The organism is Kitasatospora sp. NPDC088779 (genome assembly GCF_040685395.1).
In the GTDB taxonomy this organism is placed as follows: domain Bacteria; phylum Actinomycetota; class Actinomycetes; order Streptomycetales; family Streptomycetaceae; genus Kitasatospora.
This window is the reverse complement of sequence record NZ_JBFBHW010000002.1, coordinates 200,617-226,487: the sequence shown is the minus strand read 5'-3', so window position 1 is coordinate 226,487 and position 25,871 is coordinate 200,617. Positions and strand designations below refer to the sequence as shown.

The 25,871-nt window shown below is 75.6% G+C and carries 16 protein-coding genes and 1 riboswitch; of the genes, 8 read left to right on the top strand and 8 right to left on the bottom strand.

What is annotated here, in order from left to right:
* Positions 1 to 11: 11 nt before the first annotated feature.
* The 3 genes from AB0P03_RS02560 to fhuB all read right to left on the bottom strand — a co-directional run bounded on the left by AB0P03_RS02560 (position 12) and on the right by fhuB (position 4,319).
* Positions 12 to 866: an MBL fold metallo-hydrolase gene (locus AB0P03_RS02560; RefSeq protein ID WP_363579575.1), complete on the bottom strand. Its 855-nt coding sequence runs from the start codon at positions 864 to 866 to the stop codon at positions 12 to 14.
* Positions 867 to 878: 12 nt separating this feature from the next.
* Positions 879 to 939, bottom strand: a riboswitch (guanidine-III (ykkC-III) riboswitch).
* Between the two features lie 77 nt (positions 940 to 1,016).
* A complete protein-coding gene (gene fes, locus AB0P03_RS02555) occupies positions 1,017 to 2,132 on the bottom strand; it encodes an enterochelin esterase (RefSeq protein ID WP_363579574.1) in 1,116 nt (371 codons plus the stop codon).
* A 21-nt stretch (positions 2,133 to 2,153) separates the two neighbouring features.
* Complete coding sequence (gene fhuB / locus AB0P03_RS02550; RefSeq protein WP_363627597.1) at positions 2,154 to 4,319, bottom strand: Fe(3+)-hydroxamate ABC transporter permease FhuB; 2,166 nt, start codon at positions 4,317 to 4,319, stop codon at positions 2,154 to 2,156.
* Between the two features lie 105 nt (positions 4,320 to 4,424).
* Here fhuB and AB0P03_RS02545 point away from each other — a divergent pair, with 105 nt between their 5' ends.
* The 8 genes from AB0P03_RS02545 (at position 4,425) to AB0P03_RS02510 (ending at position 20,145) form a co-directional block, all read left to right on the top strand.
* Entirely contained in the window at positions 4,425 to 5,450 is a 1,026-nt protein-coding gene (locus AB0P03_RS02545; protein WP_363579571.1) for an iron-siderophore ABC transporter substrate-binding protein, read from the top strand.
* A gap of 159 nt (positions 5,451 to 5,609) precedes the next feature.
* Positions 5,610 to 6,395, top strand: coding sequence for an ABC transporter ATP-binding protein (locus AB0P03_RS02540; protein WP_363579569.1), 786 nt, complete (start codon positions 5,610 to 5,612; stop codon positions 6,393 to 6,395).
* Between the two features lie 200 nt (positions 6,396 to 6,595).
* A complete protein-coding gene (locus tag AB0P03_RS02535; RefSeq protein ID WP_363579669.1) occupies positions 6,596 to 7,444 on the top strand; it encodes a DUF4132 domain-containing protein in 849 nt (282 codons plus the stop codon).
* Entirely contained in the window at positions 7,441 to 12,633 is a 5,193-nt protein-coding gene (locus AB0P03_RS02530; protein WP_363579568.1) for a hypothetical protein, read from the top strand. Before AB0P03_RS02535 ends, AB0P03_RS02530 begins: the two co-directional genes overlap by 4 nt.
* Positions 12,630 to 13,829 (top strand): AAA family ATPase, encoded by a 1,200-nt coding sequence (locus AB0P03_RS02525; protein ID WP_363579566.1) that lies wholly within the window; start codon positions 12,630 to 12,632, stop codon positions 13,827 to 13,829. Before AB0P03_RS02530 ends, AB0P03_RS02525 begins: the two co-directional genes overlap by 4 nt.
* A gap of 4 nt (positions 13,830 to 13,833) precedes the next feature.
* On the top strand, positions 13,834 to 17,604 hold the full coding sequence (locus AB0P03_RS02520) for a DUF5682 family protein (RefSeq protein ID WP_363627596.1): 3,771 nt from the start codon (positions 13,834 to 13,836) through the stop codon (positions 17,602 to 17,604).
* Positions 17,601 to 19,565 carry a hypothetical protein gene (locus AB0P03_RS02515; RefSeq protein ID WP_363579562.1) on the top strand — a complete coding sequence of 655 codons (1,965 nt, stop codon included), beginning with the start codon at positions 17,601 to 17,603 and terminating at the stop codon, positions 19,563 to 19,565. Before AB0P03_RS02520 ends, AB0P03_RS02515 begins: the two co-directional genes overlap by 4 nt.
* Positions 19,566 to 19,665: 100 nt before the next feature.
* Positions 19,666 to 20,145, top strand: coding sequence for a MarR family transcriptional regulator (locus tag AB0P03_RS02510; protein ID WP_363579560.1), 480 nt, complete (start codon positions 19,666 to 19,668; stop codon positions 20,143 to 20,145).
* 145 nt (positions 20,146 to 20,290) lie between these two features.
* Here the strand turns inward: AB0P03_RS02510 and AB0P03_RS02505 are convergent, their stop codons facing one another.
* The 5 genes from AB0P03_RS02505 to AB0P03_RS02485 form a co-directional block, all read right to left on the bottom strand.
* Complete coding sequence (locus AB0P03_RS02505; protein ID WP_363579559.1) at positions 20,291 to 20,866, bottom strand: ATP/GTP-binding protein; 576 nt, start codon at positions 20,864 to 20,866, stop codon at positions 20,291 to 20,293.
* A 53-nt stretch (positions 20,867 to 20,919) separates the two neighbouring features.
* Complete coding sequence (locus tag AB0P03_RS02500; protein ID WP_363579557.1) at positions 20,920 to 21,300, bottom strand: DUF742 domain-containing protein; 381 nt, start codon at positions 21,298 to 21,300, stop codon at positions 20,920 to 20,922.
* Entirely contained in the window at positions 21,297 to 21,728 is a 432-nt protein-coding gene (locus tag AB0P03_RS02495) for a roadblock/LC7 domain-containing protein (protein WP_360205186.1), read from the bottom strand. Before AB0P03_RS02495 ends, AB0P03_RS02500 begins: the two co-directional genes overlap by 4 nt.
* Entirely contained in the window at positions 21,728 to 23,869 is a 2,142-nt protein-coding gene (locus AB0P03_RS02490; protein WP_363579555.1) for an ATP-binding protein, read from the bottom strand. The genes AB0P03_RS02495 and AB0P03_RS02490 overlap by 1 nt, the downstream gene beginning before the upstream one ends.
* Before the next feature lie 496 nt (positions 23,870 to 24,365).
* Entirely contained in the window at positions 24,366 to 25,634 is a 1,269-nt protein-coding gene (locus AB0P03_RS02485) for an acyl-CoA dehydrogenase family protein (RefSeq protein WP_363579668.1), read from the bottom strand.
* Positions 25,635 to 25,871 lie beyond the last annotated feature (237 nt).

Genomic DNA, 25,871 nt, shown 5'->3' with positions numbered 1-25,871 from the left:
GCCTTCCGGGCTCAGGCGCTCGGCCAGAGGATCAGGTCGGGCAGGGCGTGCCGGCGCGGTCGGTCGCCGAGGTCGGCGAGTGCGGTGCGGATGGCCCGGAGGTGTCCGACGGTCAGCTGCAGGGGCGGCTCGTCGGGTTGGTGGGTCGTGCGGATGGGGTAGTCGACGCCGGGGGTGCGGGTCATCTCGATGTGGCAGCCGAGCAGGTGCGTCACCGGGCGGCGTTCGGCGAAGTCGATCAGCCGGTCGACGGTGCGGGTGAAGGCAGGCCAGTCGTCGATGTAGAGGCGGCCCGGGTAGACGGTGTCGCCGGTGAGCAGCAGGCCCGTCCACGGGTCGTAGTAGGTGACGGCCGCCGGGTGGTGGCCCGGGGTGGCCAGGCATTCGAGCACCCGGCCGCCGCCCAGGTCCACCCGCGCGACGGCGTCCGGGTCCTGGTCGAAGCCGAAGTACGGCCAGGCCGTGGCCGGGTCGGCGCCGACCAGGGTCGTCGCGGGCCGGTCGGCGAACTGCCCGTCGCCCGCGACGTGGTCGCCGTGCGGGTGGGTGTGCAGGACGAGCAGTCCGTAGCCGTCGCGGGGGTGGTCGGCGAGCCACTGGTCGATGAGTCCGTCGACCACGGTGCGCAGGGGGAAGTACGCGGCGGAGGCGGTGGCCCCGGTGTCGATCAGGACCGCCCGCTCGCCCCCGAACAGCAGGAACAGGAACGGCGCCTCGTAGTCGACCGCCTTGTTCTGCCGCAGGATGACGGTGTGCTCGTCGTACGCGTGGACCTGGATGTCCGGGTCCGTGTTGTGCTTCGCGGACGGGGACCCGTGGATCCACCGCACGTCGAGCGGACGGGCGATCGGGGCACCGGCGGCCATGACGTCTCCCTCGGTGCGTCGTCTTGGCGGGCCGGGTACGGCGCACATCTCGTCCGGGGCGGTCACCGGCGCGCCGCCACCGGGACGCTAGCACGCCCGGGTGGCGGGACGCCTCGGCCGCCGTCGGTCCGGATGGTCCACCGGGAGTTCTCAGGCACGCCCCAGCAGGTGCGCCAGCCCGTCCGCCAGCCCGCCGCGCCAACAGGCGTAGTCGTGGCCGCCGTTGAACTCGCGGTACGCGAGGTCGTAGCCGCGGGCGGTGAGGACGTCGCGCAGGTGACGGTTCTGCGGGAGCAGCATCCACTCCTGGAGGCCGACCTCGACGTAGAACCGGGCCTCCCGCCTTTGCTCGCGGGCGAATTGGCGGGTCAGCCACTCACTGCCCTCGTCGAACTCGGTCTCGTCCGGCCACCAGAAGGAACCGGACTGACAGAGCGCGCCGCCGAAGCGGTCGGGGCGCCGGAACGCGGCGAAGGCGGCGGTGAGGCCGCCCGCGCTCTGGCCGGCGATCACGGTGGCGGCCGGGTCGGTGGTGGTGCCGAACTCCGCCGCCGCCCAGGGGAGGAGGCGGTCGGCGAGGAGGTCGACGAAGGCCGGGTTGCAGCTGAGGTCGTCGGGTCGGCAGGGGCCCATGGTGTGGACGAGCAGGGCGACGGTGGGCGGGATGGCGCCGTCCGCCGCCAGGTTGTCGAGGGTGTCGCCGACCGACAGCACCTCGCCCCACATCTCGCCGTCCAGCAGCACGGCCACCGCGAACGGCCCGCCACCGGCGGAAGGCCCGCCCCCGGCGGGGAGGTGGACGTCCACCCGCCGCCCGGCCACCTCGTGGGCCACCGTCCGCCCGCGCGGCACGCCGTCGCGCCGCCGGACGTACGGCTGGGCGGGGGCGTCGGGCAGGCTGAGCACGGACGACGGGTGGCGCCCGTCGCGGGCGGGCAGCCGGGGGGCGGCGTCGTGCGGGTCGGGGCGGGCGTGGTCGAGGACGCGCAGCCAGTCCGCCCGGGCGGTGCCGGGGGCGTCCCCCCGGAACGGGTACAGCTGGTAGGACGCCCGGTGGTCGGCGCGCAGCCGGTAGGTGATCGACCAGCGGCCGTCGTCGCGGCGGGTCATCAGGTGCGGGGCGAGGTCGCCGGCGTGCCGGTCCTTGTCGGTGACGGTGTGCAGGAGGGCGAGCACGCCGTCGCACGACGCGTCCTCGTGCACGAAGGTGACCAGGCGGTAGGCGGGGTCGGCCGGATCGGGCTCGACGAGGGGAAGGGTTTCCATCTGCGGTACTCCTCGGGAAGGTTAAGCGGGGGTGCCCTTGCGGCCGAGCAGCACCCAGAGCAGGAAGGGGCCACCGAGGACGGTGGTGACGATGCCGACCGGGATCTCCACCCCGTCGATCAGCACCCGCCCCACGGTGTCGGCGAGCACGACGAGGACGGCGCCGGTCAGTGCCGAGCCGAGGACCGGCACGCGCGCCGGCCCGGCCAGCCGCCCGGCGATCACGGGCGCGGCCAGCGCGACGAAGCCGACCGGCCCGCACACGCCGACGGCCAGCCCGGCCAGCGCGACGGCCAGCAGCAGGCAGCCGAGCCGGACCCGGCCCGGGTCGACGCCCAGCGAGGCGGCCACGCTGTCGTCGAAGCGCAGCACCGCAAGCCGCCGGGCCACCGCCAGCGCGAGCGGCACGAGTACGGCCAGCCCGATCAGGACCGGGGTGGCGACGGCGTAGTCCCGCCCGTTGAGACTGCCGGAGGTCCAGACGTACAGCGAGCCGGCCGAGTTGAGCGAGCGGCGGGCGAGCGCGACCTGGATGACGGCCGAGGCGAGCGCGGACATCGCGAGGCCGACGACCAGCACCCGGTAGCCCTGCGCGCCGAGCCCGCCGGAGACCAGGGTGACGACCAGGACGGCGGCCAGCGCGCCGAGCGGGCCGGCCCACCAGGCGCCGAAGGTGCCGGAGACGGTGGCGGAGATCAGGACGGCGGCGGTGGCACCGTCGTTGACGCCGAGCAGTTCGGGGGTGGCGAGGCGGTTGCGGGCGAGGGTCTGGGTGAGGCAGCCGGCCAGGCCGAGGGCGGCGCCGGCGGCGAGCCCGGCGACGATCCGGCCGAGCCGGAACTTCTGCACCAGCAGCACGTCCAGCCGGTCGCCGTAGCCGAACACGGCCTGGAGGGTGCGGCCGAGGCCGAGTTCGCTCTGCCCGGCGTGGGCGGACACGACGACGACGGCGAGCAGCGCCGCGGCCAGGGCGAGCGAGGCGAGCAGCGCCCGGCGGGGGAGCAGCAGCGACCAGGCGCCGCGCCGCAGCACCAGGTCGGGTTTCGGCGCGGGCGGCTCGGACCGCCGGACGGGGGCGGGCTCGGCCGGGTCGGCCATGCCGAGCGCGGCGGTCCGGCGGGAGCGGACGATCGCGATCAGCGTGGGGGCGCCGACCAGGGAGACGATCACCGACACCGGCGCCTCGAACGGGCGGGCCACCAGCCGGGCCAGCACATCGGCCCCGGTGAGCACGGCGGCACCGAACAGGCCGGCGAGCACGGTGAGTTGCCCGACCCTGGGGCCGGCGACGGCCCGCGCCAGGAACCCGGCGAGCAGACCGAGGAAGGAGATCGGGCCGGCCAGCGCGACGGCCGAGGCGGTCAGCAGGGTGACGGCGAAGGCGACCGCGGCCCGGGTGGCGCCGGGCCGGTGGCCGAGACCGCGGGCGAGGTCGTCGCCGAGCGCGAGCGCGGTGAGCGGCCGGGTGGCGAGCAGGGCGAGCAGGAAGCCCACGCCGAGCACCGGGGCGAGCTGGCGCAGCGTCGTCCAGCCCTCCACCCCGGCCAGCGAGCCCAGCACCCACACCCGGTACCGGTCGTACGCCTCGGGCGAGTTGACGATCAGCACGCCGGTGAGCCCGCCGAAGGTGGCGCCGACCGCCGAGCCGCCGAGCACCAGTCGCATCGGGGACCCGCCCCGGGCACCCGCGATGAGCAGCACCAGCGTGCTGGCGAGCACGGCGCCGCCGAAGGCGAAGGCCAGGTACCCGTACGAGGTCTGGATGCCGAGCACGGCGATGCCGAGCACGACCCCCAGCGAGGCGCCGGCGTTGACGCCGAGCAGTCCGGTCTCGGCGAGCGGGTTGCGGGTGACGGACTGCAACTGCGCCCCGGCGACCCCGAGCGCGGCGCCGACCAGCAGGGCGGTGGCCGTGCGGGGCAGGCGCAGGTCGCCGACGACGAGGGCGAGCCGGCCGTCCGCGCGGGCCCCGTGGCGGTCCAGCAGGTAGTCCAGCACCCGCCCGGGGCCGACCTCCCCGGCGCCGACGGACAGCGAGAGCGCGGCGAGGGCGAGCAGGACCGCGACCGCGCCGAGGGCGATCGGCCAGGCGGCGCGGCGGCCGTCCCCGCGCGGTGGCGTCGGCGGCGGCGGGGCGTCCGGCTCGGTGCGGGACTCCCCGGGGGCGCCCACTTGCGACAATGTCATAAGGTAAGGCTAACCTAATGAGCGCATCGTCCTGTGGGCACCGTCACCGTGCCGGGTCGCCCGGACGCCGCCCAACCCCCGTACCACCGCTGCCCGGAGGCACCCATGCCGTTCGCCCAGAGCCCGCTCCACCCCGTCCGCCGCCGCGCGGCCCGGGCGCTGGCCGTCACCGGGGCGGCCGCCCTCCTGCTCGCCGGGTGCGGCTCCTCCGGGTCCTCCTCCGGATCCTCGGGCTCCGCGGGCGGCTCCTCCGCCGCCGGCAGCCCGGCGGCGGACGCGGCCGGCGGCAAGCGCACCGTCAAGGACGCGACCGGCAAGGCCGTCGAGATCCCCGCCGCGCCCCAGCGGATCGTCACCCTCACCCAGGAGGACCTCGACGCGGTGCTCGCCCTCGGCGTCAAGCCCGTCGGCATCACCAACGGCCAGGGGCTCAACGAGCCGCCCGCCTACCTCAAGGACAAGGTCCAGGGCGTCCCGGTGGTCGGCAACCTGCTGCAGCCCGTGATGGACAAGGTCATCGCCGCCAAGCCCGACCTCATCCTGGCCGGCGACATGCAGGACGAGCAGATGCTCAAGCAGCTGCGCGAGATCACCCCCGCCACCCTCGTCACCATGGCGCCCACCGACGACTGGAAGCTCGCCTTCCGCGGCATCGGAAACGCCGTCAACAAGCTCGACCAGACCAACAAGGTGATCGCCGACTACGAGGCCAAGGCGGCCAAGGCCGGTGGCGACCTCGGCAAGAACAAGGGCGCGGCCGTCTCCATCGTCCGCTGGAACCCGACCGGGCCGAGCTGGATGGAGAAGAAGCAGTTCGCCAGCGGCGTCGCCCTCGACATGGGCCTCACCCGCCCGGCCGCGCAGGACAAGGACGGCAACGCGCACAGCCCGGCGCTCAGCCTGGAGAAGCTCGCCGAGATCGACGGCGACTGGCTGTTCCTGTCCACCCTCACCGACGACGGCAAGACCGCGCTCAAGGACGTCCAGTCCAAGCCCGCCTACCAGGAGCTGGGCGCGGTGAAGAACAAGCACGCCGTCACCGTGGACGGTTCGGTCTGGTCCACCCGCGGCGGGCCGCTCGCGGCCGACGTGGTCATCGGCGACATCGGCAAGGCGCTCGCCGCCTCCTGACCGGTCCGCGTTCGGGCCCGTGCCCGCGTTCGGGCCCTGTTCGGGCTCGTACCCGCGCTCGGGCCCTGTTCGGGCCCGTGCCCGCGTTCGGGCCCGTACCCGGTCGGCCGGCACCTTGCCCGGTCGGCCCGCAGCCCCCTCCAACCGAAGGAACCCTCGATGGAGTTGACGATCCAGGGCCTCACCGCCGGCTACGGCCCCGGCCGCCCGGTGCTCGCCGGCGTCGACCTCACCGTCCCGGCCGGCCGGGTGGTGGCCGTCGTCGGCCCGAACGGCTGCGGCAAGTCCACCCTGCTGCGGGCCGTCGCCCGGCTGCACCGGCCGGACGGCGGGCGGGTGCTGGTCGGCGGCGAGGACGTCTGGCGGCTGCGGCCGCGCCAGGCCGCGCACCGGGTCGCGCTGCTCCCGCAGAGCCCGCAGGCCCCCGAGGCGGTCACCGTCGCCGGACTCGTCCGCTATGGCCGCCACCCGCACCAGGGGCTCTTCCGCCAGTGGTCGGCCGACGACGAGCGGCTCACCGCCGGGGCGCTGCGCGCCACCGGCGTCGAGGAACTCGCCGACCGCCGGCTGGACCGCCTCTCCGGCGGCCAGCGGCAGCGCTGCTGGCTCGCCATGGTGCTCGCCCAGGACGCGCCCGTCGTGCTGCTCGACGAACCCACCAGCGCGCTCGACCTCGGGCACGCCGTCGAGGTGCTGGAACTGGTCCGCGAGGTCGCCGCCGGCGGGCGGACGGTCGTCATGGTGCTCCACGACCTCGCGGCGGCGGCCCGCTACGCCGACCTGGTCGTCGCCCTGCGCGACGGCTCGGTGGTGGCCTGCGGCCCGCCCCGCGAGGTGGTCGACGCACCGCTCGTGCGCGCGCTGTACGACATCGACAGCGACGTGCTCGCCGCCCCCGGGGACGGCGCGCCGGTGATCGTTCCCCGTGCGGCGCCGGTGCGTTGACGATGCGTCAGGCATGACCTGGCGCGCGACGGGAGGCGGGTGGCGGGGCAGGCGGCGTGCCGTCTGCCCCGTTCACTCGTTCGACGGGTTTGCGCCCAGGAAGCCGCGGAGCGGCCTCTCCGGCTGCCGCTTTGTCAGTGGGCCTCGCTACGTTCCTCGCATCGCTGACCGGCAGGTGGGAGGAGACGTCCGTGGCATGGGTGGAAACAGGCGCGGGAGGGTACCGCGTCGCGCTCGACGGGGAGGGCAAGGTGGTCTGCCGCAACGCGGCGGGCCGCGAGCTGAAGTCCCTGCCGTCGAAGCTCGGTGACGATCCGGTGGTCGTCCAGCTCAGGCAGCTCACCGAGTGGCTGGCCGCGCACGAGCGGCGCTGCCAGGAGGACGTCGAGCGGTGGATGGTGCGCTCGCTGCCGGTGCCCGCCGCCGTGCTGACCGCGGTCTGGGCGGACGAGGCCTGGCAGGCCGTCCTGCGCGACCTGGTGGTCACCGGCTCGGACGGCGCCGTCGCCGGCTTCCTGCGCGGTGCGGACGCCGAGCGCGGGATCGGCCTGGTGGACCTGGACGGCGACACCGTCCGGCTCACCGACGGAGAGATCCTGATACCCCACCCCGTGCTGCTCCCGGACCTCGACGACCTGCGCGAGTTCGCCGTCGAGCTCGGCGTCTCCCAGCGCGTGCCGCAGCTCTACCGGGAGGTCTGGCACCGGCCGGACGAACTGCCGGCCGGCACCGAGGTCACCACCTACGCCGGCGGCCGCTACCGGGAGCTGCGCGAGCTGCTCGGACGCTGCGCCCGGCTCGGCCACCGGGTGCGCGGCGGCTCCGCCGTCCAGCCCGTGGTGGAGGCGGGGCGCACCGTCGAGGCCCGCGTCTGGGTGGGCGACTACTACGAGTACGACGCCTGCGAGACGGGTGCGCTCAGCTGGGCGGGCCCGGACGGCCGGGTGCTGCCGCTCGCCGAGGTCGGCCCGATCGCCTGGTCCGAGGGCATGCGGATGGCCGCCGCACTGTACGCAGGCCGCACCATCGAAGGGGAGGACGCCGCATGACCGCCACCGGACTCGACCAGAGGGCCGTTCAGGACGCCGACCGGGCGGCTGCCCAGGACACCGGGCCGCACGAGCGGCTGCTCGACGCGGGGGCCGTGCTCCCGCCCGGCACCCTGCCCGGCGCCGGCCGCCCCGACAGCGCCGCCGACGTGCTCACCGCCCGCGCCTACACCCACCCCGCGCTCGACGGGCGCCGGATCGTCCGGCTGGTCCCCGGCGCGCTCGGACCGGCCGAGGACCTCGCCGTCGACTTCCTCGGGCTCGTCCCCGACGGCGCGCCCGCCGAGGTCGGCCAGGTCCGCCAGGAGGCGCTCGGCTTCCCCGCCTGGGCGCTGGTCCACGACCCGGCCAACGGGCACCACGCGCTCGCCCTGGTCAAGGAGATGGAACGGCTCTCCCGCCAGGCCCGGTCCAAGCCCGGCACCGCCAAGGACGGGTTCGAGGCGCTGGCCGCCCGTCTCGGCCGCGCCGTGCCGCACTTCCTGCCCACCTTCTGCGAGGAGGTCGGCCGGATCTTCCTCGCCCACGGCAACCAGACCTACGCCGCCAGCTACTTCGGCAAGGCCCGCGAGGCCGAGCGCACCTACCGCCTGACGGTCGACGAGGAGCGGCTGCGCGCCGTCTTCCTGGAGTTCGCCCTGGCCGGCGCGCTCACCGTCAAGTCCCTGCGCCAGTACGTCAAGGAGCTCACCGGGCGGCTCGACGCGCTGACCGCCTGGCAGCGCTTCCGCCAGCTGTGCACCGAGCGCTCCGCCGCCGGCATGGCCCCCTACGCCGGGGTCGCCGAGGACGCCCGCGCGCTGATCAAGGCCGCCGGGCTGGACCGCGCCGAGCACGAACAGGCGCTGCTCGCCGAACTGCTGGCCGCCCCGGGCGTCAACCGGGCGCCCGGCGCGTTCTGGAAGTCCTGGCACGGTTCCCTGACCGAACTCGGCCGGCGCGACCCGGCGGTCCGGGCCCGGCTGCTGGAGCTGATGCCCGACCCGGCCGGCACCGACGCCGCCCTGAACGACACCGCCTGGCTCGGCCTGCTCGCCGAGACCGGGGCCGAGCAGCTGCTCACCGGCCCGCGCCCCGAGGGCGCCGAGGACTCCGAGCCTGCCGCCGCGTGGCTCCGGCGCTGGTGCCACCACCTCGGGCGCGGCTGGCGCTCCCGGCCCAGTTGCGCCGCCACCGTCGCCCTGGCCGGCCGGATGGCCGAGCGGCTGCGGGCCGACGGAGTCCCGGTGGACCTGTACACCGACGTCCGCCGCAGTCAGACCCAACTCGACCTGCTGGACCAACTGCTCGCCGACGGCGTGCCCGTCGCCGACCCGTCGGCCACCCACCGGTTCGACCTCAAGGACTGGGTCGACCAGTGCGGCGCCGACAGCACCGGCCTCGCGGCCGTCGCCGCCGACCCGCGCTTCCGGCCCGCCCTGCGCGCCGCGACCGCGCCCGCCTGGGACACCGCCGTCAAGCGGCAGGTGCCCGCCCTGCCGCTGCTGCGCCGCCTGTTCGAGGAGTGGGCCGAACTCCGGGCCGACGAGCTGACCGCCGCCCGCGGCCTGGCCGGCGCCGCCGACCTGGTGCAGTCGCTGAGCCCGTACCGCACCGCCGTGCGGGCCGTCGCCCCGGACGCCGCCGAGCGGATCGCCGCCCTCGACGTCACCGCCCTGCTCGCCGGGGCGCTCGGCGCCGGCATCCTCGACGAACTCGGCTGGCCCGCCCTGGAAGAGGCCCTGGCCACGCTCGCCGACCCGGCCGACCCGACCGACCCGACCGACCCGACCGACCCGACCGACCCCGCCAAACCCGTGGACCCTGCGGACCCCGAATCCGCCGGGCCGGACTCGGAGTCGCCCGACACCCCCGGCCTCAACGGCGGGCGCCTCACCGGCCTGATCGTCGAGGACGCCTGGCCGCACCTGATCCTCGCCCGCCACGACCAGGCCGTCGTGGTCGGCCCGCAGGGCGTCCTGCTGGAGCACACCCTGCGCCTGCCCCCGGCGAAGGAACGCTGGAACCAGCCCCGGTTGCGCTTCGTCGACGGCGAACTCCTCGTCGCCTGGTACCAGGACGGAAAGCAGCACGCCTACTGGTCCAGCCGGCCCGGGGAGGTCACCGAACTCACCGGCGAGACCATCGCCGGCTACTACTACGGCGACCGGGATCCCGAGCCCCCCTCCCTCCCGCTGCCCGGCGGCGGCCGCACCACCGGCGAACGCCCGCTGCACCCCGGCGACACCCGGATGCCCGGCGAACACCGGGTCCTCGGAGACGGCACCGGCCACTGGACGCTGCGCTACGGCCAGGACGGCGCCGTCCTGCGCGAACTCGACCCGCACACCGGCGCCCTCGGCCGCGCCGCCGAACCACCGGTGATCGCCGCCACCGCGGCCGCAGGCTGGCTGCCCGCTGCTCGCGCCCGACTGCTGCCGCTCCAGCCCGGCCTGGAGCAGACGCCGCTCGGCACCGACGGCACCGTGCTCGGCAGCTGGGTCCGGATCGACCCCGGCCGCGCCGTCACCACCACGACCGCCGACGGACAGGCCATCGTCCTGCCGATCACCGACGGCCACCCGGACCACGTCCCGGTCGGCCGCCTCACCCTCCCCGGCCAGGCCCGACCGGTCGTCACCGAGGCGCAGCGCGGCGGCCTCGCCCTCACCCTGCCCGACCTGGCCACGGACACCGACCGCACCGCCGACCTGCGCCCCTGCCGCCCGGGGGACTTCGCCGCCGCCGGCACCGGGCTCGTCCCCCCGCTCGACCACTGGCACGCCCTGCGGCCCCGCGACGAGGCAGGCTCCCGCGTCCTGCGTGGCGTCGACACCGAGCAGGCCGCCCGCCTGATCGACGCCGCCTGGCCGACCGACAGCCGGCCCGCGCCCGAGGAGGAGCAGCGCTGGATCACCGTCCAGGGCGTCCGGCGCCCGCTCGCCCGCTCCGGTGGCGCCCGCCGCGCCCTGCCCGTTCAGGCGGTCGGCACCGTCCTGCCCGGCATCAGCCACCCGCTGCTGCTCGCCGGGGTCGCCGGGCTCGCCCGCACCGCCGCCGACCTGCTCGACCGGACCGCACGGTTCGTCCCGCAGCCGGAGGCCGAGAAGCCGTCCAAGGCCGAGGCCGCCGAGTACCGGCCCGAGCACGGCCGTGACCACGAACTGCGCGAGGCCGTCACCACCCTCCTGCCCGACGTCGCCTGCTTCGGCCCCAACTGGGGCGACGGAGACCGGTGGCGGGTGCTCACCAACCTGCGCGCCGTCACCGCCGTCCTGGCCGACCCGCCGACCGCCACCGGCGAGGGCTGGAGCACCCCGGCCACCGTCACCCTGCAACACGGCGACACCCACCACGGCTGGCTCCACCTGCTCGGCCGTCTCGACACCCTCGCCTACGCGGTGGCCGCCCCGCTCACCGAACCGGCCCACCGCGCCAGCCTCGTGCTGCTCCTCGGCGAACTGACCGAGGGAGTGCTCGCCGACCGCGGCGCCACCCTGCGCGAGATCGTCCTCGGCGAACCCGCCGACCGCGCCGACCGCCGCCGGCCCGCCGTCCCCCGCGAGGGGCAGGTGCTGCGCCACGGCGACCGCACCGTCGTCATCCTCGGCCACCGCCGGCACCACGAGGGCACGGAGCAGTGGTACGCCGTCGACCACGACCCGAGCGGCGCGTTCGGCCCCGTCGCCCACTTCACCACCGTCAAGGAACGCGGCACCGAGGAGCGGGTCGACGCCGCCTGGATCGCCGCGCTCCGGCAGGCGGCCGTGCTGCACGGCGGCGCCCCCTGGCAGCCCGCCCGTGCCATCGCCTTCGGCGGGCTCACCGGGATCGGTGCCGCCCGCGCCGCCCTGCTGCTCAGCCCGCCGCCCGGGCTCTTCCAGTGGCACAGCGCCGTCCTGTCCGCCGACCGCCTCGCCGAGTACGGCCTCAAGTCCACCGAGGCCAAGGCCGCCCGGGACTGGCTGCGCGGTCGCGACCGGACCGCCCTCACCGACGTCTGGGGCGCCCTGCTGCCCGCCGACCCGAAGACCCTCTGGACGGAGGGCCCCGACGTCGACGCCGGCGCCGCCGCCTGGATCCGGCACTTCGGCCGGCTGGTCACCCTCCCCGAGGCCGCCCAGGCCACCGTCACGGGCGCGCGGATCGAACACATCGAGGCGGTGCTCAACCTCGCACAGACCCCCTGGCTGACCGGCACCACGGCCTTCCGGCTCAGCGACGACGGCGGGTCCACCCCCCAGCTGCTCGCCGAGGACCAGAGCGCCGCACCGGCCTCCGGCGACCTCGGGCACGCCGTCGACGCCCTGCGCTGGCTCGCCTACCACCTGCCCGCCGACAGCCCGCTGCGCCCGCTGCTGCCCGCGGCCGCCGCCGCGCTGCGAAGCCGCCTCGCCGACCCCGACCTGCTGCTCGACCTCCACCTCGTCCACACCACCAAGGGCGCCTCGATGTCGGCCGTCCTGCGCACCCACTTCGGCCTGCCGGCCGCGGGCGGAGTCGACCCGAACGGACTGGTCGACTGCGGCCCGGCCCTCGTCCTGACGCCCTACCACGGCGAGTACGAGCGGGTCTGGCTGCGCCCGGCCGGGCTCACCGGCCCCGACGACCCGGTGCTCGAACTGCTCGGCGGGCTGGGCGCCAGCTACTGGCTGGAAACCGAGCGGGGCGCCATCGAGGCCGTCCTGCGCGGCGAAGTGGAGCGTCTGGCGGCCTCCGCCGCCGGCCCCGCCGCCGCGGCCGGTGACGCCGCGGCCTGGCTACAGCACCCGCAGCTCACCGTCCCCGACCTGGTCGCCGAGGCGGCCCGGGCCCACGGCCTCGGCGAGGACGCCGCGGTGCTCTACCTCCAACTGCTGGCCCTGCCCGACCCCACCGACCGCAACATCGCCCGCTGGACGGGCTGGAAGCCGGCCAGGCTCAAGCGCGCCCGCGCCGAACTCGCCGCCACCGACCTGGTGCTGGAGGCCAAGCGGGCCCGGGCCGGCCGCACCCTCTTCCTGCCCGGCGGCTGGCAGGAGGCCAAGGCCCCCGCCCTGCCCGCCGAGACCTGGAAGGCCGCGCTCTACGAACTGCCCACCCACCGCGTCTCGCTGCCCTACCTGCCCGTCCCGGAGCTGTTCGCCCGGGCCTGGCAGCGGACCCTCGACGGCGACGCCCCCGGCTACGAAGAGCTCCAGACCAGCAAGCGCAGGAAGGCCCGCCGATGAGCGCCACGCCGACGAACAGCATGCCGACCAACAGCACACCGACGGGCAGCACACCGGGGAGTGCCGACGCCGCCCCCGCGAGCCGGCAAATCATCCCGCCCGAGGAGAAGCACGCCGCCGAACTGGAGTTCCTGGCCGCGTACGACACCGGCCCGCGCCCGCCCGGCTGGCGGCTCACCCCGCGCGCCGTCGTCACCTTCGTCATGGGCAGCGACGGCGAGAAGCTCAAGGCCGGCCGCCGCGGCCTCGCCATCGAGCAGAAGTTCGTCGGCGAGCGCGCCCTCGTCGAACGCTGCGTCGTCACCCTCGCCGGGGAGCGCGGCCTGCTGCTCGTCGGCGAGCCCGGCACCGCCAAGTCCATGCTCTCCGAACTGCTCGCCGCCGCCGTCTGCGGCACCAGCGCGCTCACCGTCCAGGGCACCGCCGGCACCACCGAGGACCAGCTCAAGTACGGCTGGAACTATGCCCTCCTGCTCGCCAAGGGGCCCAGCCGGGACGCCCTGGTGCCCTCCCCGGTGCTCACCGCGATGACCGGCGGGGCGGTGGCCCGCGTCGAGGAGGTGACCCGCTGCCTGCCCGAGGTGCAGGACGCGCTGGTCTCCCTGCTCTCCGAACGGCGGGTCGCCGTTCCAGAGTTGGCCGGCACCCCGGACGGACAACTGCACGCCGCCGCCGGTTTCACCCTGATCGCCACCGCCAACCTGAGGGACAAGGGCGTCAGCGAGATGTCCGCGGCGCTCAAGCGGCGGTTCAACTTCGAGACGGTCGGCCCGATCGCCAGCCTCGCCGCCGAGGTCGAACTCGTCCGCCGGCAGTCGACCGTCGCCGTCGCCCGCGCCGGAGCCACCTACGCGGTGGACGACGCCGTCCTGGAGGCCCTCGTCACCGCCTTCCGCGACCTGCGCACCGGCCGCTCCACCGAAGGCTGGGACGTCGAGCGCCCGTCCACCGTGATGAGCACCGCGGAAGCCGTCTCGGTCGCCACCGCGCTCGGTGTCACCGCCGCCTACCTGCCCGACGGCGGCGACCTGCTCGGCCGCCTCCCCGGCCAGCTCATCGGCGTCGTGCGCAAGGACGACCCGGCCGACGCCGCCCGGCTGCTCGGCTACTGGGACGGACCGGTCCGCCGGCGCGCCGAACAGGGCGCCGGCACCTGGCGCACCCTGTGGGACCTCCGCTCGGCCCTGGAGGCATGAGGCCATGACCAGCACGGTGACGCCCGCCCCGGCCGGCCCTGATCGCCAGGCCGGCCGCGACCGCCAGGACGGCCCCGCCCGTCCGCTCGGTCCTGACCACCTGGACGGCCTGGACGGCTTGGACGACCCGCGCCAGGCCGTCCGGGCCGCGGCCGACCAACTGGCGGCCTCCGGCACCGGCCGGCCCGGGCCCTACCTGATCGGCGTGCGGCACCACGCGCCGTCGCTCAGCGCGGTCCTCCCCGCGCTGCTCGACGCCGCCAAGCCCGAGGTGGTGCTGGTCGAACTCCCCGCCGAGTTCCAGCCCTGGCTCGGCTGGCTGGCGGACGAGGCCACCCAGGCCCCCGTCGCCCTCGCGGCCGCCCCGGCCGGCCGCGAGGGCGGTCGGGGCACCGCGGCCGATTCCGGCCCCGGCCGGCTCGCCTTCTACCCGTTCGCCGACTTCTCCCCGGAGCTGGTCGCCCTGCGCTGGGCCCGGCGCAACGGCGTCGAGACACTCGCCTGCGACCTCCCGCTCGCCCACCGCACCACACTCCACGGGGAACAACAGCCCGTCGCCGACGCCCCGGGCACCCCCGGCGTCGCCGACGCGCTGCGCCACCGCCTCACCGGGCGCGCCTTTGACGACGACCTGTGGGACCGCCTCGTCGAGACCGCAGCCCCCGGTTCCACCCCCGACGCCGTCCGGCGCGCCGCCCTGCTGGTCGGCTGGGCGCTGCGCCGCGACGCCGAGACCGGCTCCGGCGTCGACCCGTACGACCTGCGGCGCGAAGCCTGGATGCGGGCCCGGATCCGGGCCGCGGCGGCCGACGGGCGCCGGGTCGCCGTCGTCGTCGGTGCCTTCCACGCGCCCGCCCTGCTCGACGGGCCCGCCGCCACCGAGGAACCGCCGCACCCGGACGACCTCGGGCACGCCCTCTCCCTGATCCCCTACACGTACCCGCTGCTCGACGCCCGCTCCGGCTATCCGGCGGGCATCCGCGATCCCGAGTGGCAGCACACCGTCCTCGACGCCGGCGGCGACCCCGACCGCCTCACCCTGGCCCTCACCACCACCGCCGTCCGGATCTGCGAGGCACTGCGCAGCCAGGACCACCCCTCCGGCCCGGCCGACGCCCGCGAGATCGTCCGCCTCGCCGGAGACCTCGCCCGCCTGCGCGGCCACGCGGCCCCCGGCCGCGGCGAACTCGTCGAAGCCGTCCAGACCGTCCTCGCCCAAGGCGAACCCCTCGGCCGCGGCCGGGCCGTCGCCCGGGCGCTCGAACGCGTCCTGGTCGGCACCCGAACCGGCCGCGCCACCCCCGCGGCCCCGCGCAGCGGGCTCGCCCCCGCCGTCGAAACCCTCCTCGCCGACCTCGGCCTCCCCGGCCCCGCCGACCCCGAGCCCCGCGAACTCCGCCTCGACCCGCTGCGCACCCCCCTCGACCGCCGCCGCGAGATCCTCCTCCACCGCCTCACCACCTGCGGGGTCCCCTACGCCGACCCCGTCACCACCACCGGCGCGGGCGGCACCGAAACCATCGGCACGCGCTGGAGCCTCCACTGGACCCCGGCCACTGCCGCGATGCTCACCGTCGCGGGCACCCGGGGCGTCACTCTCGCGCAGGCCGCCGAAGGCACCCTGCGCGAACGCCTCCGCCGAGAACAGCAGGCCGACGGTCCCACCGCCCGCGAGGTCCTCCAAGGCCTCACCGACGCGGCCGCCTGCGGCCTCCCGGCCCTCGCCGACACCCGCCTCACCCAACTCGCCGCCGTCCTCCCGTCCTCCGGCACCCTCCCCGAACTCCTCGACGCCCTGGCCCTCCTCGACCGCCTCGCCGCCGGCCACCTCCCGGGATACCCCTCACCCGACACCCCCGACGGCTCCGCACCGTTGCCCGATGCACCCGATGCACCCGATGCACCCGATGCACCCGATGCACCCGATGCACCCGATGCACCCGATGCGGGCGGGTCGTCGGCCGTGCGGGCGGGGCGGTTGGGGGCGGTGGGCGAGGTGTTGACCGTGGCGGCCGTACGGCAGCTGGAGGGGCTGGGCGGGTCGGACGATCCGGCGGATGCGCGGGCACTGGTGGAGCTGGCGCGGCGGGCGGACCTGGACGGCGGGTTGCGGCTGGGGCACGTGCTGGCCGAACTCGCGGACCGGGGGAGTCCGTTGGTGCGAGGTGCGGTCGGAGCGGTGCGGGTGCTGCTGGGCCGGGAGCGGGCGGAGGTGCTGGGCGGGCGGGCGGCTTCGTGGGTGGACGGGGCGACCGGTCCGGAGGCCCGGCACGCGCTCGGTCGGGGGCTGGTCGGCCTGCTGACGGCGGCGGAGGGGCTGTTCGCCGCCGCACCGGAGGCGCTGGAGCCCGTGCTGGAGCGGATCACCTCGCTGCCCGACGCCGCCTTCCTGGACCGGCTGCCGGCGCTGCGCGGCGGCTTCGACACGCTCAGTCCGGCCGCCCGGGACCGGTTGCTGGTCCTGGTCGAGGAACGTCTGGGCACCCGGCTCGCGAGCCTGCCCGAGGACGTCCCACCGGCGGTGGTGGCCGGCTGGGTCCGCGCGGATCTGGCCGCCCGCGCGGCGCTGGCCCGGCGCGGCCTGCTGCCGGCGCCCGGGGACGACCCGGTGCCCGAGCCTCCGCACCACGTCGGCCCTCTCCCTTCCGCACCTGTCGCCACGCGGCACGCCCTCGCCCCGGCCGAGCGCTGGCGGCTGCTCCTCGGTCGCCCCGGCAGCGGCCTGAACGGGCGTTGCGCCCGACTCGCCACCGCCCTGGACGAGTTGTACGGCAGCGGGCGAGGCGAGGGCTCCGGCCCGGGCCTGGACGGGCGGTCCGGGCGAGGAGGCCGCGAGGCGCCCTTTCCGGGGGTGCGGGAGTGGGCCGAGGAACTGTCGGCGCTGTTCGGGCCGGGCGTTCGGGAGGAGGTGCTGGCGGCCGCCGTGGCGCAGGGCCGGACGGACGTCCTGGAGGCGATCGAGCCGGGCGCCGTCCGCCCGTCGGTCGACTTGCTGCGCACGGTGTTGGAGCATGCGGGCGGCCTGCCGGAGGCGAGGGTGGCGCGGCTGCGTCCGCTGGTGCGGCGTCTGGTGGACGAGCTGACGCGCGCGTTGGCGACCAGGCTGCGTCCGGCGCTGACCGGGATCAGCGTGCCGCGTCCGACGCGTCGGCCGGGTGGCGGATTGGACCTGGACCGGACCATTCGCGCCAATCTCGCCACGGCCCGCCCGTCGGGGGACGGCGGCACGCTCATCGTGCCCGAGCGCCCGGTGTTCCGGACCAGGGCCCGGCAGTCGGCCGACTGGCGGCTGATCCTGGTCGTGGACGTCTCCGGGTCGATGGAGGCGTCGACGGTCTGGGCGGCGCTGACGGCGTCGATCCTGGCCGGAGTGCCTTCGCTGAGCACCCACTTCGTGGCGTTCTCCACCGAGATCGTCGACCTGACCGAGCGGGTGGAGGATCCGCTGAGTGTGCTGCTGGAGGTGCGGATCGGTGGTGGCACCAGCATCGCGGGCGGCCTGCGGTACGCGCGGAAGCTGGTGACGGTGCCGTCCCGGACGCTGGTCGTGGTGGTCAGCGACTTCGAGGAGGGCGGTCCGGTGGGCGGGCTGCTGGGCCAGACCCGGGCACTGGTGGATTCCGGTGTGCACCTGCTCGGTTGCGCGGCGCTGGACGACACGGGGACGGCCCGCTATTCGAAGGCGGTCGCGGGCCAGCTGGTCGCGGCCGGCATGCCCGTGGCGGCGTTGAGTCCGCTGGAACTGGCCCGCTGGGTGGGGGAGAAGGTGCGATGAGTGTGACGGAGCGGACGAGCGGCTGGCCGGTGGTCCGGCCGGAGGTGGTCGCGGAGGTGGTGGCCGGGTTGAGCGCCCGGCTGCAGAAGCGGCTGGACGGTGCGGCGGCGAAGCTGGCGGAGCGGCCGGTGATCCGTTGCGGCGACGAGTGGCGGGTGGAGGTGGACGAGGAGACGGCGCTCGTGCTGCACGCCCCGGGCGCGGTGGTCGCGGATGCGGCCGACGTGCGCTGCGGCTGCCTGCTGGCCCCGGCCTGCGTGCACCGGGCCGCTGCGGTCACGCTCTGCCCGTTGGCCGAACTGGCCGAACTGGCCGAGGAGACCGAGGAGACCGAGGAGACCGAGGAGGTCACGCCGACCGAGGCCGCCCCAGCGTCCTCGGAGGAGGCGCAGCCCGAGGCCGGGCCCACCCCGGTGGAGGTGGCGGCGGCCCATCATCTCCACCGAGCCGGGTGTGCCGTGCTGGCCGCCGGGGTGAGCGGCGCGGGGGCGGTCGCGCAGGCCGAGCTGCTGCGGGCGGCCCACCGGGCGCGGCTGGCGGGGTTGTACCGCCCGGCCGTGGCGGCGGTCGCGGTGGTGACGAGGGTGCGCGCGGCCCGGTCCGGGGCGCCGGACCACCGGCTGGCGGACCTGGTGGCCGGTCTGCGTGAGCTGCTGGACCTGACCACCGCTCTGAGCACCGGCTGCGGCCCGGTCTCCGAGCTGCGCGGCACCGCCCGCCAGGCGTACGGCGAGGAGGGCGGGTTGCGGCTGTACGGGCTCTTCGCCGAGCCGGTGCTGACGGCCACGCATGCGGGAGTGGTGAGTTGGGCGGTGGACGCCGGGGGGCGGCTCAGCACGGTGGCCGAGGTGATGCCGCACGGTGATGCGGCGGACGCGGCCCCGCAGGCGGTCGGTGCGGGCAACCGGACGGTCCGGCTGGGGGAGGCCCCGCTCAGCCACCGGGAGTTCAGCCGCGCCGGGCTGGCCGTCCAGGGCGCCACCCGGTCCGCCGCCGGGCGGCTGGGCGCGGGTGCTTCCGTCCGGGCGGTTCGGGCGGCGGGCGCGGCGTGGACGGCGGAGCCGGTGGCCGCGCTCTGGGCCGAACCGGCGGCCGCCCAGGTGGCGCGGGTGCTCGCGGCGGAGCCGCTGCCGTACGAGGGCCGTCCGGCCGGGAGCGACCTGCTGTTCCTGGACGTGACTCTGCTGGGCCCGGCTCCGGCCGGCCCGGGCGGGGCGCCGAGGCTGCTGGCGCGCTGCGAGGGCGGTGCCGACGGCGCCGACGGCGGCGACGGCGGCTTGGTGGTCGGTCTGTGCACGGGGCACGAGCACCCGGGGCTGGCCTTCCGGGCGAACCTCGCACTGCTCGCCACCGCGCCCGGCCTGCGGCTGCGGGTGATCGGCCGTCTGGAGCGATCGGACCGGCCGGAGCTTCGCCTGCTCGCGATCGGTACACCCCCGGAGCCCTCGATGGCCCCCGAGATCCCCGGCCTTCCCTCGCTCGCCGTCCCCGCGGACCGGGCCGACCGGGTCAATCTCGGCCTCGAACGCCTCCAGACCGCCGACCTCCGGACCGCCGACCAGCGGACCGCCGCACCCGCCGATGCCGGGCCCGGCTTCCCGGCCGGTCTCCCGAACGAGGCCCCTTACGGTCCACCCGTCCACGTGCTCGGCCGCCGGGTCGAGCAGGCGGTCACCACGGGGCGCCACGCCCTGGCCCCGAGCGCGGCCACGGCGGCCGCCGACGGGAGCCTGCTGCGCGCCGCCGGGCTGGTGACGGCCGCCGAGCTCCTGGACGCCCTGCGGGCCGCCGCGGCCGACCGGCGCCGCGACGTGTTCGGCCGGGTGGTCCCGGACGACCACGACGCCTTCGCTGGGTCCTGGCTGGCGGCCGCCTGCTACACGGAGGAGCTGGCCGCCGCGCTCTGCGCCGCCGCCTGGGCCGGGGAGCCCGCTCTGGACCGGCATCGGGGGGAGGTATAAGGAAAAGTATTTGCATAGACAGCTAATCCGCGTCAGCTGGCATACTTGTCGCAGGGAAGACGTCGCGAGACGTGCAGGGACGTGGAAGGGAAGGCGAGCTATGGGTATCCGCGACGACGCGGCCGAGGTCCGGGCCCGTGGCTGGCGAACTCTCGCCGCGCTGCACGGGCTGATCGACGCGGCGCTGGAGAAGGCGCTGCAGGCGGAGCACCGGCTCTCGGTGGTCGAGTACACGGTGCTGGACGCCCTGTCGCGGCAGGACGGGTGGCACATGCGGATGCAGCAGCTGGCCCGCGCCGCGGCGCTGAGCAGCAGCGCGACGACCCGCCTGGTGACCAGGCTGGAGGACCGTGGGCTGCTCAGCCGCTACCTCTGCGCCGACGACCGGCGCGGGATCTACACCGAGCTGACGCCGGAGGGCCGCACCCTGCTGACGTCCGCCCGCCCGGTGCACGACGCCACCCTGGAGGCGACGCTGGCGCAGGCCGCCGAGGTGCCGGAGCTGGCACCGCTGGTCCACGCGCTCTCCGGACTCGACGACCCGGCCGGGCTCACCGGCCGCACTCCGGCCAACGCCTGAACCCTGGCCAACGCCTGAACCCCGGCCCTGACCTGACCCCCGACCCCGACCTGGCCCCCGACCCCGACCTGGCCCCCGACCCCGACCCCGACATCAAGGTCGGCGCCGGCCCCGGCAAGCCGGCAAGCCCGTACGGACCGGACGCTCAACGCCGCCCGGCGGACAGGGCGTTGCGGTGCACCTGGTCGAGCAAGGCGAGCAGCAGCTCCTTGCTGGACGCCCGTTCCCGCACGTCGCAGAGCACGATCGGGACCTCGGGGTCGAGGTCGAGGGCGCGCCGGACGTCCTCGGGGCTGGCGTCGCGGCGGCCGTGGAAGCAGTTGACGCCGATCGCGAACGGGATGCCGCGCTGCTCGAAGAAGTCCACGGCGGCGAAGCTGGATTCGAGCCGCCGGGTGTCGGCGAGGACGATCGCCCCGAGGGCGCCGAGCGCGAGGTCGTCCCACATGAACCAGAACCGGAACTGGCCGGGTGTGCCGAACAGGTAGAGCACCAGGTCCTCGCGGACGGTGATCCGGCCGAAGTCCATCGCCACGGTGGTGGTGGACTTGCCCTGGACGCCGTCGAGGCTGTCGACCCCGATGCTGGCGCGGGTCATCCGCTCCTCGGTCTGCAGCGGTTCGATCTCGCTGACCGAGCCGACCATGGTGGTCTTGCCGACGCCGAAGCCGCCGGCGACGAGGATCTTGACCGCGCCCGGCACCAGGCTCTGGGTCGTCAATTCGGTTCTCCTGGAGTGGGACTGAGAGGTGCGGGGCGGTCGGGTCCGCAGGGTCAGAGCCGGCGGACGCCCTCGATCACGGCCTGGATCAGCGAGATGTCCGGCGCCTCGGCGAGCTGGACCGGGGCGCGGGTGAGGATCAGCCGGGCCTCGGCGAGGTCGTCGAGCAGCACCTTGACGACGCTGACCGGCAGGTCGAGGGTGGCCGCGATCTCGGCCACGGCCAGCGGGCGTTCGCGGCACAGGTCGAGGATCGCGGCCGGTTCGGGCGTGAGCCGGCTGGTGTCGGTGCGCGGGTCGGAGGTGACCACCAGGGTGATCAGCGCGAATCCGTCACGGACCGGGCCGGTGCGCCCGTTGGTGATCGCGTAGGGGCGGACCAGATGGCCTGCGTCCTTGTCGTAGAACCAGGCCTCGTCGGCGTCGGCGGTCACGCACCGCCGCCCGCGCCGGCCTGGCCTGCGTCGCTGCGCGGCGCCGCGGTGAGGTACTGGCCGACCTGCTTGACCAGCATGTTGATCTCGTAGGCCATCAGCCCGGCGTCCACCTGCTCGCTGGTGAGGACGGCGAGCCGGGCGCCCTGCCCGGCGGTGGTGACGAACAGGAACAGCTGGTCCATCTCGACCACGGTCTGCCGGACCCGGCCGCCGTTGAAGCGGTGGCCGGCGCCGCGGGCGAGGCTCTGCAGGCCGGAGGCGACGGCGGAGAGGTGTTCGGCGTCGGCCCGGTCGAGACCCTGGGACATGCCGACCAGCAGGCCGTCCTCGGAGAGGACGATGGCGTGCCGGGTCTCGGGTACCCGCGCCACCAGCTGGTCCAGCAGCCAGTTGAGGTCGCGCTGGGTGTCGGTGTGCTGCGTCATCACTGCTGTTCCTTGGCTTCCTGAACGGCGGAGGCTTCCCGGGCGGCGGAAGGTGCGGCCGGGAAGTGGGGCGCGGCGGGCGCCTGGGGGGCGGTGGGGCTGGTCGGCGCGTCGGGGTCGGCCGCGCGGGCGGTCCGGGTGCCGCGCTGGATGGCGGCCATGGTGGTGCGGGATCGCTGTGGCGACGGGTCGTCGGCCCTGGCGGCCCCGGTTTCTCCGGTGGCCCCGGCGGCTCCGTGCCAGGGCCCGGCCTGGGTCGGCGGGCCGACCACGGGGGGCGGCATGGCGCCGGGAGCGTGGGCCTCGCGGAGCTGTTCGGCGAGGCTGGCGTTGCGGACCCGCTGCGGCAGGACCCGCGGGGTGCGCAGTTCGCCGTCCGGTCCGTGGTTCAACTGCTCCTCCTGGGCGCGTTCGTGCGCGGGCGCAGGGGGCTCGGCGGTGGCACCGTAGAAGGGCCCGGCCGTGGTCCCGGCCGTGGTTCCGGCCGGCACGTCCGCAGCACGGCCGTCGGCCGACGGCTCACCGGGCGAACTGTCGGACGGGGCCTCGTACGGGCGCGGGAGAACGGGCCGGGGGACGACCACGGCCCCGGGCAGTCCGGGTATCTCGGCACCGACCGGCAGACCGCCGTTGGCCGGGCCGGGGGCGGCTCCCCCGGCCGGGCCGCCCTCCAGGGGGTACTGGGCGAGCAGTTCGCCGATGATCACACCGCTGCCACCCGCACCGGGCACGCCGGGAACGCCGGGAGCTCCGGGAACGCCAGGCGCCACCAGGCCGCCGGCGACACCACCAGTCCCGGGCTCGCCGGGCCCGCCGGGCGCACCCGGCTCGGCCCCGGGCGCCGGAGCGCCCGGTCCGGTGCCGATCAGCCCGCCGAGCACTCCGGCGAGCGCGCCGGTCAGCCCCCCGTCCGGACCGCCGGGGTCGTTGCCGCCCGCCGCCCGCAGGGGCTCGGGGACGGGGGTCCGGGTGACCCGCGCGCCGGACGGCAGCCCGGCCATGGCGGCCGGCTGTTCGGCCTGCTCCAGCAGCACCGACGGCACCAGCACCACGGCCCGGGTGCCGCCGTAGGGCGAGGGCCGCAGGGTGACCTGGATGTCGTGCCGGGCGGCCAGCCGTGCGACGACGAACAGGCCGAGGCGCAGGTCGTCGCCGAGGGCGGAGACGTCCAGCTCGGGCGGGTTGGCCAGGTAGTCGTTGAGCCGCTCGTACTCGTCCTCGCCCATGCCGAGGCCGCGGTCCTCGACCTCGACCGCCAGGCCCTTGGGGACTTCCTGCGCGGAGACCTGCACCTGGGTGTACGGCGGGGAGAAGGTGGTGCCGTTCTCGATGAGTTCGGCGATCAGGTGGATGACGTCTGCGACGGCCTGTCCGCTGAGTGAGGCGCGCGGCACGCCCTGGACGACGACGCGGGCGTAGTTCTCGGTCTCGGAGACGGCACTGCGCAGCACGTTGACCATGGGCACGGCGTTGCGCCAGCGCCGGGCGGGCAGGGCGCCGCCGAGGATGACGAGGTTCTCGGCGTTGCGCCGCATCCGGGTGGCGAGGTGGTCGACCGCGAACAGTTCGCGCAGCAGCTCGGGTTCCTCGTGCTCGCGCTCCAGGGCGTCGAGCATGCTGATCTGCCGGTGGATCAGGATCTGGGTGCGGCGGGCGATGTTGAGGAAGACCTTCTTCGTCCCCTCGCGGCCCTGGGCCTGGTGGATGATGGCGGCGACGGCTGCCTGGCGGACGGCGGCGAGGCCGTCGGAGGTCTGCTGGACCTCGTCGCCGGTCCGGCGGGACGGCGACCAGGCGGGCGGTGTGGGCACGGGCTCCCCGGCGCGCAGCCGTCCGACGACCTCGGGGATCTCGTCCTGGGCGAGCGCGAGGGTGTCGGCGCGCAGTGCGCCGAGGCGGGCGGACAGGGTTCGCGCGGTCCGGATGCCGTGGACCAGGCTGATCAGCAGGACCAGGGCGACGACGGCGCTTCCGGCGATCACGGTGGTGCGGTGTTCGGCGCCGCGCAGCAGGTAGGCGGCGTAGCCCCAGGCGGCGGCGAGGCCCAGGCTGGGGACCAGGACGAGGGCGAGGAGCGAGCTGCGGAGCGAGCCGGACCGGCCGGCGCGGTGGGCCGTGCGGGGGGCCGATATGCCTGGCATCTGATTCCTTGGTGCAGGGCCGAGTCGCTGGGCCGAACGGCGGGTCGGCCTGAACGAGGTCCGGCCGGGGCTTCAGGGCGCCACGGCCGGGGTGGCCGGACGGGGTGACGCGGTGTCATCGCCCGGGCGGGGGTGCAGCACGGCCGCCGACGGCAGGAACGGTATCAGTCCCAAGTGCCCTCATCGCAACATCAACTGACGATATGTGGGCGGGTGATGGCGATGGCGGAGGTGCCCGGAAGGAGTGTCCGCCGGCGGAACGTCGCAGCTCACGTCGGCCGCGGGCGGCGCGTGGGCGGTGCGCGGACGGCTCTCCGGGAGCCGGGAGAACCTCCCGGAGAGTCGTCAGGAACAGGTCAATTCACCGCCGCGCCGAACGTTCGCCCTCGTCCGACAGCCCGGCCCGCCGGTCCGCCGGTGCGCAGGTCGGTCGGTGTACAGGTCCGTCGGTGCGCAGGTCGGTCGGTGTACAGGTCCGTCGGTGCGCAGCGCCGGTTCAGCCCGCCAGCGGTATCGGTACCACCTGCCCGCCGCCGATGGCCTGAAGCTCCACTGCGGCCTCCCGCTGGGACAGTTCGGTCCACGCCCAGCTCGCCAGGTCGGACAGCTCCGCCGACCACTGCTTGCCGTAGGTGCCGCAGGCGACCTGGCCGAGCCGCAGCCGCTGGACGTCCGAGGTCCCGGCCGGCGGGTAGACGTGGGTGGCGTCGCGCAGGTAGCGCTCGATGCTGAACTCGGTTTGCAGGCCCCGGGCGGCGTGGATCTCCATGGCGTTGCGCGCGGAGTCCAGCGCGTACTCGGTGTTGATGAGTTTGGCGTTCATCAGCTCGGCATCGCAGGCCTTGCCGTGGTCGAGCAGGTGCGAGGCGTGGTAGGCGGCCAGCTTGGCGGTCATCAGCCTGGACTGCATCTCGCCGAGCTTCAGCGCGATGTTGGGCAGGCGGTTGATCGGCTTGCCGTAGAGCACCCGCTCCTCGGCGAAGCGCGCGGTGTCCTCGACGATCGCGGTGTGGATCCCGAGCGCGACGGCGGCGAGGTTGAGCCGGCCGTAGAGGGTGGAGGAGGAGTAGGCGACGTCCAGGCCCTGGCCCTCCAGGCCCAGCCGGTTGCCGACGGGGATGCGGCAGTCCTCGAAGACGATCTCGCCGAAGCTGAAGCCGTGCAGGCCGCTCTGCGAGCCGAGTTCGCCGACGCGGAAGCCGGGGCGCTCGCTCTCGACCAGGAACGCGGACAGGCCCCTGCTGCCCTCGCCGGTGCGGAGGACCACGCCGTGCACGTCGCCGATGTGGGAGTTGCCGACGAACCACTTGCGGCCGTTGAGCACGTACTGGTCGCCCTCGCGGCGGGCGGTGCCGGACATGCCGAGCACGTGGCCGCCGCACTCCGGCTCCGTGACGGCGATGGTCGGCAGCGACTCGCCGGAGGCGAACCTCGGCAGCCACTTGCGCCGCTGGACGTCCGAGCCGAAGTGGATGACCTTGGCGACACCGAGCTGTGAGGCCTGCGCCACCGCGCCCATGGCGCCGCTGACCCGGGCGAGTTCCTCCACGATGACGGTCTTGGCGAGGTGCCCCAGCCCCAGTCCGCCGAATTCGCGCGGAATGGTCACCCCGATCCAGCCCCGCCGGGCGATCTCCCGCGACAGTTCGAACTCGACGGTCCGTTCGGCCTCCATTCGGGCCACGTGCGGGCGTACCTCCTTCTCCGCGAACTCCCGGACCTCCGCTCGGAGACTCTCGTGGCGCTCGTCGGTGAAGTAGTCCATCGCCATGCTGGGGTCCTCTCGTGTCAGTGGATGTGCCGTGCCTCCGTCCGTGCTGTCGAAGTCGCTCCAGCCGCTCCCCGGGGATGAGTGGGGGTTCGAGGTGGTGGCGGCCGACTGCCCCGTCGCAATCGGTGCATGCGGAACTCGGGGCGGCTTCCCGGGGATTGGGAATGCCGCCCGTGTCTTCGGCAGGGCTCATTGTCGTATGGGCCTCCTGTGCTGACCCAGAGTCGATCT